Raw genomic sequence first — 1,285 nt, forward strand, 5'->3', positions numbered from 1 at the left:
TCACTCAATCCACGAACCGTTAGCGCCGAAATGCCAAATTGCCGTGCGGTTACTCGGTTTCTGGGTTACTCGGTCCGACACCCCTTCCGCCCGAAAGGCAACGCTGTGAAGCATTTATTCCCCGTGTTTTACGAGGTCTTAGCGGCAGAGCGTAAGCCCCCCGTTCCTCATCCCGACCAAAACACCGGAGGGCTCGCGCCCTGCCGCTTCAAGATGCTTCACAGCTTCCCCCGAAAGGGCACGTCTTGAAATACTTGTTTGATCATGTCCAGAAGCACAGCAACACCAAGGATACTGCGATGGAACATTCATTGTCGACGATGAACTGCTGGGTTGCAAATACATAAGTCGCTTATCGACGAATCTCGATAAGCGACGTGTCATCATCAAGATCGAGCAGGCAGGACTTGGCGAACCTAGTTCGCTCCCGCCTTCATCTCCTCTTCCACATCGAGCGTTCCTTCCATCATCTCGTTGGTCAGTTCTTCATCGGTTTTTTGTGCCTGAGGCGTTGGGGTGAGAACCCGATTATGATCGTCTCCGCAACCGACGACGACGGCAAGTAGCAAACCCATGATTACGAAACAACGCATTTAAAACACCTGATAGATAGAAGCAAGGAAAAAGGAAAGCAGGATTGCAAGGCAAGCCATGAAACGACGTGTCAGGAGACCAAATTTACTCGAGTGTCAGGGTTTCCTTGCCCATGCGACTGCCGAGTGCTCCCCACAAACCGTGCGGACTGCCGCCGGAGTAGAAGCCGGGTTGGAATCCAAGACGCAGCTCGGCACCAGGCGCTCCCGTTGTCCAAAGACCCCCCGTCGCCGATCCGGTATCGACAGAGTCGGTAATGAATTTCACCGCGCCATCGCCCATCAGAATGTGGCAACCTCCCTGATGACGGCTGCTCGGAGGATAGTTCCCTTCCCAGCCGCCATTGTTGCCTTGACGAAGACAGATCTCTGACATCGGCGGCAGTACCGCCATGACCATCGAGAAGGCGGGGTTGGCATCGGACCAAATTTCGCCACGCGACCGATTGCCTGCGTTTCCAACATAAGTCTTGAAATAGCGAGGACGCTCAGGGTTGATATCGACTTTACACGAGTGAATATCACCATAGATGTTGCGTCCGGATGTGGGCACCGTGGTCGAAATGTCACCATCGCCTAAGTCCGTTGCGATCTCGCCCATACACATCGTGTTAGAAAGCCCGTCGAGAACATCGCGAAATCGGTACTGCTTGGCGATACCAAACATCCCGCGACCGACGTTGCGATAATGT

General features: G+C 53.9%; 2 protein-coding genes. Both read right to left on the reverse strand.

Going from position 1 to position 1,285, the window contains the following annotated elements:
* Positions 1-416 precede the first annotated feature (416 nt).
* Positions 417-593 carry a hypothetical protein gene (locus RMSM_RS40625; RefSeq protein ID WP_160168217.1) on the reverse strand — a complete coding sequence of 59 codons (177 nt, stop codon included), beginning with the start codon at positions 591-593 and terminating at the stop codon, positions 417-419.
* Positions 594-678: 85 nt separating this feature from the next.
* A partial coding sequence (locus RMSM_RS03800; protein ID WP_040763989.1) for a DUF1559 family PulG-like putative transporter occupies positions 679-1,285 on the reverse strand: 607 nt, incomplete at its 5' end.

Origin of the sequence: Rhodopirellula maiorica SM1 (genome assembly GCF_000346295.1) — a bacterium.
GTDB classification, from domain to species: Bacteria; Planctomycetota; Planctomycetia; order Pirellulales; family Pirellulaceae; genus Novipirellula; species Novipirellula maiorica.

Coding starts and splice junctions, on each gene's coding strand:
- RMSM_RS40625 (WP_160168217.1), bottom strand. CDS start 593: ATGCGTTGTTTCGTAATCATGGGTTTGCTACTTGCCGTCGTCGTCGGT.